The organism is Gaiella sp. (assembly GCF_057140465.1).
In genome coordinates this window covers 18,491-27,085 of sequence record NZ_DBNHWK010000072.1, presented here as the reverse complement: position 1 = coordinate 27,085, position 8,595 = coordinate 18,491, and the positions used below count along the sequence as shown (strand labels likewise).

7 protein-coding genes are annotated in these 8,595 nt (G+C 72.4%); 5 read left to right on the top strand and 2 right to left on the bottom strand.

The window, feature by feature from the left end:
• Nucleotides 1-22: 22 nt before the first annotated feature.
• Nucleotides 23-1,009: an NAD-dependent epimerase/dehydratase family protein gene (locus AC162C_RS10880; RefSeq protein WP_484097569.1), complete on the bottom strand. Its 987-nt coding sequence runs from the start codon at nucleotides 1,007-1,009 to the stop codon at nucleotides 23-25.
• Between the two features lie 129 nt (nucleotides 1,010-1,138).
• Here AC162C_RS10880 and AC162C_RS10875 point away from each other — a divergent pair, with 129 nt between their 5' ends.
• The 5 genes from AC162C_RS10875 (at nucleotide 1,139) to radA (ending at nucleotide 8,250) form a co-directional block, all read left to right on the top strand.
• Complete coding sequence (locus AC162C_RS10875) at nucleotides 1,139-3,685, top strand: ATP-dependent Clp protease ATP-binding subunit (protein ID WP_484097568.1); 2,547 nt, start codon at nucleotides 1,139-1,141, stop codon at nucleotides 3,683-3,685.
• A 194-nt stretch (nucleotides 3,686-3,879) separates the two neighbouring features.
• Nucleotides 3,880-5,295, top strand: coding sequence for a phytoene desaturase family protein (locus AC162C_RS10870; protein WP_484097567.1), 1,416 nt, complete (start codon nucleotides 3,880-3,882; stop codon nucleotides 5,293-5,295).
• A gap of 57 nt (nucleotides 5,296-5,352) precedes the next feature.
• Nucleotides 5,353-6,270 carry a TIGR03620 family F420-dependent LLM class oxidoreductase gene (locus AC162C_RS10865; RefSeq protein WP_484097566.1) on the top strand — a complete coding sequence of 306 codons (918 nt, stop codon included), beginning with the start codon at nucleotides 5,353-5,355 and terminating at the stop codon, nucleotides 6,268-6,270.
• A 10-nt stretch (nucleotides 6,271-6,280) separates the two neighbouring features.
• On the top strand, nucleotides 6,281-6,733 hold the full coding sequence (locus AC162C_RS10860; RefSeq protein ID WP_484097565.1) for an N-acetyltransferase family protein: 453 nt from the start codon (nucleotides 6,281-6,283) through the stop codon (nucleotides 6,731-6,733).
• 122 nt (nucleotides 6,734-6,855) lie between these two features.
• Nucleotides 6,856-8,250 carry a DNA repair protein RadA gene (radA, locus tag AC162C_RS10855; RefSeq protein WP_484097564.1) on the top strand — a complete coding sequence of 465 codons (1,395 nt, stop codon included), beginning with the start codon at nucleotides 6,856-6,858 and terminating at the stop codon, nucleotides 8,248-8,250.
• Here radA and AC162C_RS10850 read toward each other — a convergent pair.
• On the bottom strand, nucleotides 8,247-8,582 hold the full coding sequence (locus AC162C_RS10850; RefSeq protein WP_484097563.1) for a hypothetical protein: 336 nt from the start codon (nucleotides 8,580-8,582) through the stop codon (nucleotides 8,247-8,249). The two genes, radA and AC162C_RS10850, sit on opposite strands and share 4 nt — an antisense overlap.
• Between the last annotated feature and the right edge of the window lie 13 nt (nucleotides 8,583-8,595).

Here is an 8,595-nt window from a genome sequence, read left to right as displayed (position 1 = left end):
GCGTGCCGACGGCGCGGCGGGGCTAGGCAGCGGCCGCGCGCTCGTACGCGAGCACGTCGGCGAGGATGTCGTCGAGCGTCCGCGTCGGTGCCCAGCCGATCGCGGCGCCGATCTTCTCGATCGAGGGGATGCGGTGCAGCATGTCCTCGATCCCCTGGCCGTACACGTCCCCGTACGCGACGTGGACGATCTCCGAGTCCGACTCCGTCAGGCCCAGCACGCGCCGGGCGAGCTCGCGGATCGAGATCCGCTCCTGCGAGCCGACGTTGTAGATCTCGCCCGACGGGGCGGCTTCCATCAGGCCGTGGAGCGCACGGATCGTGTCCCGGACGTGGCAGAAGCAGCGGGTCTGCGTGCCGTCGCCGTGGATCTCGATCGGCTCCCCGGCGAGCGCGCGCCGCACGAACGTCGGCACGACCATCCCGTACTGCCCGCTCTGGCGCGGCCCGACGGTGTTGAAGAGGCGGACGATCACACAGTCGAGGTCGTTCTCGGACGCGTGCGCGAGCGCGAGGAACTCGTCCATCGCCTTCGAGTCCGCGTAGGCCCAGCGACGCTGCGTCGTCGGGCCGTAGATCCGTCGATCGTCCTCGCTGAGGGGGCGCTCTTCCCGGTGGTCGCCGTAGACCTCCGACGTCGACGCGATCAGCACGCGCTTGCCGAAGCGGCGGCAGTGGTCGAGCACGATCTCCGTCCCGCGCACGTTCGTGACCAGCGTCTCGACGGGCTTCTCGACGATCAGGCGCACCCCGACGGCGGCCGCGAGGTGGTAGACGACGTCGCACTTGTAGACGAGCTCGTTGACCACCGGCCACGAGAGGACGGAGTCCACGACGAGGTGGAAGCGCGGGTCGGAGCGGAGGTGCTCGACGTTCTCGAGCGACCCGGTGGAGAGGTCGTCGAGCGCCCAGACCTCGTGGCCCTCGGCGAGCAGGAGCTCGCAGAGGTAGGAGCCGATGAAGCCGGCTCCGCCGGTGACCAGGCACTTCGTGCTCGCTCCGTCGCTCACGCCGGGGGGAGACTAGCGCCCGCACCGGGCTGCGCGGGTACGTGGGCCGGGTGGGGTACCATGGCCGTACCTACGACGCGCCCCGCAGGAGTCTGCGGGCGTCGAGAGGAAAGGAGGGTCGGAGGAGCCGTGTTCGAGCGATTCACGGAACGTGCCAGGCAGGTCGTCGTCCTCGCGCAGGACGAGGCCCGCGCGCTCAAGCACAACTACATCGGCACGGAGCACATCCTGCTCGGCCTGCTGCGCGAGGAGGAGGGCCTCGCCGCGCGCGTGCTCGAGCAGCTCGACATCACGGTGGAGGAGGTGCGCGCCCAGGTCGCCCGCATCGTCGGCCAGGGTGACGAGGTCACGACCGGGCAGATCCCGTTCACGCCGCGTGCGAAGAAGGTGCTGGAGCTCGCGCTGCGCGAGGCGCTCTCGCTCGGCCACAACTACATCGGCACGGAGCACATCCTGCTCGGCCTCGTGCGCGAGAACGAGGGCGTCGCCGCACGCATCCTGCTCGACTTCGACGCCGACGCGGAGAAGATCCGCAACGAGATCATCCGCATGCTCTCCGGCCCGGGCCGGCGGCAGCAGGGCGGAGGGGCGCCCGCAGGCGAGAAGTCGAAGAGCTCGAAGCTGCTCGACCAGTTCGGCCGGAACCTCACGAAGGCTGCGACCGAGGGCAAGCTCGACCCGGTGGTCGGGCGTCAGACCGAGATCGAGCGCGTGATGCAGATCCTCTCGCGCCGCCAGAAGAACAATCCGGTGCTGATCGGCGAGCCCGGCGTCGGCAAGACCGCGGTCGTCGAGGGCCTCGCCGCACGGATCGCGTCGAACCAGGTGCCCGAGCTCTTGAAGCACAAGCAGATCTACACGCTCGACCTCGCCGCGCTCGTCGCGGGGTCGAAGTACCGGGGCGAGTTCGAGGAGCGCCTGAAGAAGGTGATGAAGGAGATCACCCAGCGCGGCGACATCATCCTCTTCATCGACGAGCTCCACAACCTCGTCGGCGCGGGTGCCGCCGAGGGCGCGATCGACGCCGCGTCGATCCTCAAGCCCGCGCTCGCTCGCGGTGAGCTGCAGACGATCGGCGCCACGACGCTCGACGAGTACCGCAAGTACCTCGAGCGCGACGCGGCGCTCGAGCGGCGCTTCCAGCAGGTGCGGGTCGAGGAGCCGTCGATCGACGAGTCGGTGCAGATCCTGCGCGGGCTCCGGGACCGCTACGAGGCGCACCACCGGGTGAAGATCACGGACGACGCGTTGCGCGCGTCGGCCGTCCTCGCCGACCGCTACATCCAGGACCGGCACCTCCCCGACAAGGCGATCGACCTCATCGACGAGGCCGGCTCGCGGCTCCGGATCAAGACGATGTCCGCTCCGCCGCGCTGGCGCGAGCTCGAGGAGGAGATCGAGAAGGTGCGCTCGGACAAGGAGGCGTCGATCGAGGCGCAGGAGTTCGAGAAGGCCGCCGCCCTGCGCGACAAGGAGCGGAAGCTCACGCAGAAGCGCAAGGAGCTCGAGGAGAACTGGCGGAACGAGGCGGACGAGGAGCAGCCGGAGGTGACCGAGGACGACATCGCCGACGTCGTCTCGATGTGGACGGGGATCCCGGTGTTCAAGCTCACCGAGGCCGAGTCGCAGAAGCTGATGCGGATGGAGGACGAGCTGCACAAGCGCGTGATCGGCCAGCAGCAGGCGATCGTCGCCGTCTCGAAGGCGATCCGCCGCGCCCGCGCCGGGATCAAGGACCCGAAGCGCCCGACCGGCTCGTTCATCTTCCTCGGCCCGTCCGGCGTCGGGAAGACGGAGCTCGCGCGGACGCTCGCCGAGTTCCTGTTCGGCGACGAGGACGCGATGATCCAGGTCGACATGTCGGAGTACATGGAGAAGCACTCCGTGTCCCGGCTCGTCGGCTCGCCGCCCGGCTACGTCGGCTACGACGAGGGCGGCCAGCTCACCGAGGCCGTGCGCCGCAAGCCCTACTCGGTGCTCCTGCTCGACGAGATCGAGAAGGCGCACCCGGACGTGTTCAACATCCTCCTGCAGATCCTGGAGGACGGGAAGCTGACCGACGCGCAGGGGCGCAAGGTCGACTTCCGGAACACGATCGTGATCATGACCTCGAACATCGGGGCGGGCCAGATCTCGAAGAACCTCTCGCTCGGCTTCAACATCGGCGAGGAGCAGGGCCTCAGCTACGAGGACATGAAGGGCCGCGTGATGGGGGAGCTGAAGAAGGTCTTCCGGCCCGAGCTCCTGAACCGGATCGACGAGATCATCGTCTTCCACAAGCTCGAGCGCGACGAGATCCTCCAGATCGTCGACCTGATGATGAAGCGGCTGCGCGACCAGATGGCGACCCACGGCGCGGCGATCGAGCTCACGCACGAGGCGAAGGAGCTGCTCGTCGAGGAGGGCTACGACCCGGCGATGGGCGCCCGCCCGCTGCGCCGCGCGATCCAGCGCCTGATCGAGGACCCGCTCGCCGACTTCGTCCTCGGTCGGGAGCTCGGCGAGGGATCGACGATCGTCATCGACCGCCGCGCCGAGCCCGGTCCCGACGAGGCGAAGGTCGAGATCCGGATCGTCGACGGCCCGCCCGTTCCCGCTGCGGTCGGGGCCCCGGACGACGGCGGAGCGGACGGCGAGGACGAGCCCGCCGCCGACGACGCGGCACCGTCGGACTAGCCCCGACGGGCGGTACGACCTGCGCAAGGCGGAACGGCTCGGTGTGACCGTCAGGTGTCGTGGCGTGCGCCGGACGCCACGGCGCTCACCGTTCGGTGAGCTTCCTGGCGAAGACGCTGCGACACTCGGTGGCGATCCACTCGACGCGGCACATGACGAGGCCGAGCACGTAGCCCGCCGGTAGCGTCCACGGGATGCACGACGCGATCGTCGTCGGTTCCGGGCCCAACGGTCTCGCGGCGGCGATCACGCTCGCGCGCGCGGGCCGCTCGGTGCTCGTGCTCGAGGGGCGCGAGACGATCGGGGGCGGCCTGCGGACGGAGGAGCTCACGCTCCCGGGCTTCCGCCACGACACGTGCGCCGCGATCCATCCGCTCGGCGTGGCGTCGCCGTTCCTGCGGTCGGTGCCGCTCGAGGAGCACGGAGTGGAGTGGATCCACCCGGACGCGCCGCTCGCGCACCCGCTCGACGACGGCACCGCGGTGGTGCTCGAGCGCTCGCTCGACGAGACCGCCGCCGGGCTCGGCGAGGACGGTGAGACGTGGCGACGTCTGCTCGGCCCGTTCGTGCGCGACGCCGACGCGGTGATCGCGGGGATCCTGACGCCGCCGCTGCCGCCGCGTCATCCGATCGCCCTCGCGCGGTTCGGCCCGCGGGCGCTCCGCTCGGCCGCGGGCCTCGCGCGGTCGGCGTTCGCAGGCGAGCGGGCCCGGGCGCTGTTCGCGGGCAACGCCGCCCACGCGATGCTCCCGCTCGACGCGAGCGCCAGCGCGTCGTTCGGGCTCGTGCTCGCGCTCCTCGGCCACACGGTCGGCTGGCCGATGGCGCGGGGCGGGTCGCAGGCGATCGCCGACGCGCTGGCCGCAACGCTTCGCTCGCTCGGTGGAGAGATCGAGACCTCACGTCCCGTCGCGTCGCTCGCCGAGCTCCCGCCTGCGCGCCTCGTGATGCTCGACGTGACCCCCCGGCAGCTGCTCGCGCTCGCGGGCGACCGGCTGCCGTCGCGCTATCGTCGGGCGCTCGAGCGCTACCGGCAGGGGCCCGGGGTCGTGAAGGTCGACTACGCGCTGGCGGAGCCCGTCCCGTGGCGCGCTGCGGAGTGTGCCCGGGCGGCCACGCTGCACCTCGGCGGCACGCTCGCGGAGATCGCCGCGGCGGAGAAGGAGGTCGCGCGGGGCCGTCACCCCACGCAGCCGTACGTGCTCGTCGCACAGCAGAGCCTGTTCGACCCGACGCGCGCGCCCGAGGGTCGTCACACGCTGTGGGCGTACACCCACGTCCCGCACGGCTCGACGGCGACGGGGGCCACGGTCGCCGCGATCGAGGCCCAGCTCGCGCGCTTCGCGCCGGGATTCGGCGACGTCGTGCTCGAGCGCTCCGTGCACGGGACGGCCGAGCTGGAGGCGCACAACCCGAACTACGTCGGCGGCGACATCAGCGGCGGCAGCCACGAGCTGCGGCAGCTCCTCGCCCGGCCGGTCCTGAGCCCCGTGCCGTACCGCACGCCGCTCGACGGCGTGTACCTCTGCTCGTCGTCCACGCCGCCCGGCGGCGGGGTGCACGGGATGTGCGGCTGGAACGCAGCCCGCGCGGCTCTCCGGCGCGCCTGAGGGCGACCGAGGACGGCCCGGCGCGCGGCGCGCGCGGGTCACGCTATCGTCGGGCACGTGCAGGAGGCGAGGATCGACCTCGGGGGCCGGATCGGCGTGTGGATGGGCGCGTTCGCGGTCGCGCCCGCGGCCGTCGCCAGGCCTGCGGCCGCCGAGATCGAGGAGCTCGGCTACGCGTGCATCTGGTACCCGGAGGGGCTCGGGACCCGGGAGTCCTTCACCAACGGCGCCGTCCTGCTCGGCGCGACCGAGCGGATCCGCATCTCGAGCGGGATCACCAACATCTGGGGCCGTGACCCGGTCGCCGCGGCGAACGGCGCACGTGTCCTCGAGGACGCCTACGACGGTCGCTTCCTGCTCGGCCTCGGGGTCAGCCATCCCCGCCAGGTCGACCCGCGCGGGCACACGTACGCGAAGCCGGTGTCACGGATGCGGGCGTTCCTCGACGCGATGGACGACGACCCCTTCGTCAGCCCCGACGGCACGGCCTCGGCCCGGCCTCCCGTCCGCCGTGTGCTCGCGGCGCTGCGAGCGCCGATGCTCCGCCTCGCAGCGGAGCGGGCGGACGGAGCGCACAGCTTCCTCGTCTCGGTCGAGCACACGCAGCGAGCCCGCGAGATCCTCGGCCCCGACCGCGTGCTCGTCGTCGAGCACAAGGCGCTGATCGAGCCGGACCCGCGGGTGGCGAGGGAGCGCGGCCGCGCGGCGCTCTCGTGGTATCTCGACACGCCGAACTACCTCGAGAGCCTGCGCTCGCTCGGCTTCGGCGACGAGGACGTCGCCGACGGTGGCTCGGATCGCCTCGTGGACGCCCTCGTCGCCTGGGGCGACGAGGGCCGGGTCGTGGAGCAGGTGCGCGCCCATCTCGACGCCGGCGCCGATCACGTTGCGATCCAGCCGCTCGGCCGCGACTCCGACCCTCTCGGGCTCGACGTCCTGCGGGCACTGGCGCCGGCGGTCGGCGACCTCGGATAGCGTCTCGTCGATGGCCGTCGCGATCCGTCACGCGCATCCCTCCGACTACGGCCGCGTGATCGGCCGTGTGAACGTCTGGTGGGGCGGCCGCGACATGGCGCCGATGCTGCCGCAGCTCTTCTTCGTGCACTTCGAGGGGACGAGCTTCGTCGCCGAGGACGACGACGGGCAGCTCGCGGGCTTCGTCTGCGGGTTCGTGTCCCAGACCGACCCGGAGAAGGCGTACATCCACTTCGTCGGGGTCGACCCGCAGCGCCGCGGCGAGGGGATCGGGCGCAGCCTCTACGAGCGCTTCTTCGAGGTCGCCGGAGAGCACGGCTGCCGCTCCGTCCACTGCGTCACGTGGCCCGGGAACGAGGAGTCGATTGCGTTCCATCGCGCCCTCGGCTTCGAGGTCGAGCGCATCGTCGAGGACTACGACGGGCCCGGCGAGGACCGCGCGCTCCTCGTCCGACCCCTCTGACCTGCAGCGCGGCCCGCAGCCGCGGCGCGTGGGGCGATGGACCGGCGGGCGGCCGGCGTCGCGTCACGGACTCGTTGTCCAGATGGACGACGGACGTCCGATCGTGGCGCTACCCTTGGAGCGTGGCAAAGGTCGTCGTCCAGTTCTGCTGCTCGGAGTGCGGCACCACCACGGGGCGCTGGCTCGGACGCTGCCCCGGGTGCGGGGCGTTCGGCACGCTCGTCGAGGAGCTGGCCGGGCGCGACGGTGGCCCCGGCGCTGCGCCGGGCATCGCCGCCCGTGCGCCGGAGCGCCTCGGCGACGTCCGCGTCGAGGAGGGGGAGCGGATCGCGACGGGCGTCCCCGAGCTCGACCGCGTCCTCGGCGGTGGGCTCGTGCCCGCATCGCTCGTCCTCGTCGGCGGCGAGCCGGGGGTGGGGAAGTCGACCCTCCTGCTCAGTGCGCTCGGGGCGATCACGCGGTCGGGCCGGCGCGGGCTCCTCGTCACCGGGGAGGAGTCCGTCGCGCAGGTGCGGCTCCGCGCACGCCGCCTCACGGGGGCCGAGGAGGTCGCCGTCCTCGCCGAGACGAACCTGGACGCCGTCTGCGCGACGCTCGAGGCAGAGCGGCCGGACGTCTGCGTCGTCGACTCGGTGCAGACGCTGCACGCGTCCGACCTCGGCTCCGCACCCGGGTCGGTCGCCCAGGTCCGCGAGGCGGCCGGGCGGCTCCTGCGCGTCGCGAAGGAGGCGGGCGTCGCGACGATCCTCGTCGGGCACGTGACAAAGGACGGCGCCGTCGCCGGCCCGCGAGTGCTCGAGCACCTCGTCGACTGCGTGCTCCAGTTCGAGGGCGACCGCTACCACGAGCACCGCATCCTCCGGGCGATCAAGAACCGGTTCGGCTCGACGAACGAGCTCGGTGTCTTCGAGATGACCGGCGAGGGCCTCGTCGGGGTTCCCGACCCGTCCCGGCTGTTCGGTCGCGCGCACCCCGGAGAGGTCGGCTCGGCGGTCGCCTGCGCCCTCGAGGGGACCCGTCCCCTGATGCTCGAGGTGCAGGCGCTCGTCGCCCCGACCGACCTCGCGATGCCCCGCCGTGTCGGGACGGGCGTCGACCCGAAGCGGCTGGCGATGATCGTCGCCGTCCTCGGACGGCACGCGCGCGTTCCGCTCGGGAGCGCCGACGTGTTCGTCAACGTCGCCGGGGGCGTCCGCATCGACGAGCCGGGTGCCGACCTCGCCGTCGCGCTCGCCGTCGCGTCCGCCCAGCGCGGCGCGCCCGTCCGCGAGGGCATGGCGGCCTTCGGCGAGGTCGGGCTCACGGGGAGGCTGCGGCCGGCCTCCCAGGCCGAGCGACGCCTGGAGGAGTGCGGCAAGCTCGGCATGTCCGCGGTCGTCGCCCCGGCCGGGACGCGTGGGCGTCGCGCGTCGCCGCGGGTCGTCGGCGCGGAGACGCTCCGCGAGGCGATCGCCGCCGGGCTCGGTGAGCCCGTGGGCGAGCCCGGCGCGCCTGCGGCCGCCGCGTCGGCGAGCTAGGCGAGCACGAAGCCGAGGGCGATCAGGCAGATCGCGACGCCGACGAACACCGCCCCGGTGCTGAGGCGTGTATCCGGCACCGACGTACGGTTCGCCGCGAAGGCGTCGCCGAAGGCCCACTTCTGCGTCCACGAGATGCTGTCGCGCCGCGACGGCGAGCCCGCCGCGGCGAGCATCAGCGTCAGCCCACCGACGACGAAGCAGGCGATCGACAGCGCGTCGACGAACTCGCCGCCACGGGCGAGGGCCCAGACGACCGCGAGCACGATCGCGACGACGACGCCGACGGCGAGGCGAATGAGGAACCGGATCGACTCGTAGACGATGCTCATGCGGACGCGTGCG